Source organism: Escherichia sp. KCJ4928 (assembly GCF_004352695.1).
Classification (GTDB): domain Bacteria; phylum Pseudomonadota; class Gammaproteobacteria; order Enterobacterales; family Enterobacteriaceae; genus ECMA0423.
Genome location: NZ_SJWV01000732.1, coordinates 1 through 280, shown reverse-complemented (window position 1 = coordinate 280; position 280 = coordinate 1). Strand labels below are relative to the sequence as shown.

The 280-nt window shown below is 57.1% G+C and carries 2 pseudogenes; both read left to right on the top strand.

The window, feature by feature from the left end:
* Positions 1-107 (top strand): annotated as a pseudogene (locus tag E0D98_RS26490) (Rha family transcriptional regulator); the annotation flags it as partial.
* Positions 71-280 (top strand): annotated as a pseudogene (locus E0D98_RS28330) (hypothetical protein); the annotation flags it as partial. The pseudogenes E0D98_RS26490 and E0D98_RS28330, both read left to right, overlap by 37 nt.

The following is a 280-nucleotide window of genomic DNA, read 5'->3' as shown; positions in this document are numbered from 1 at the left end:
AGGATGGTGACTTTCCTGCGCCCATCAAAATGGGCCGCAGCTCCCGATGGCTGAAAAGCGAAGTGGAAGCCTGGCTGCAGGCGCGTATTGCACAGTCCCGTCCGTAATTCTTAACCGTTCATCTGCAGCAGACGCAGTCTCCGGCCTGCCGGTGGCGTTCTGCTGCCTGTTATCCCCCGTGAGGAATATGAAAATGAAACCACAGTATCAGACCCGTTACGAGCTGCTCCACGAAAGCTACCAGAAATGGCTGACCGGCTTCACCCGGCACGCCGTATCC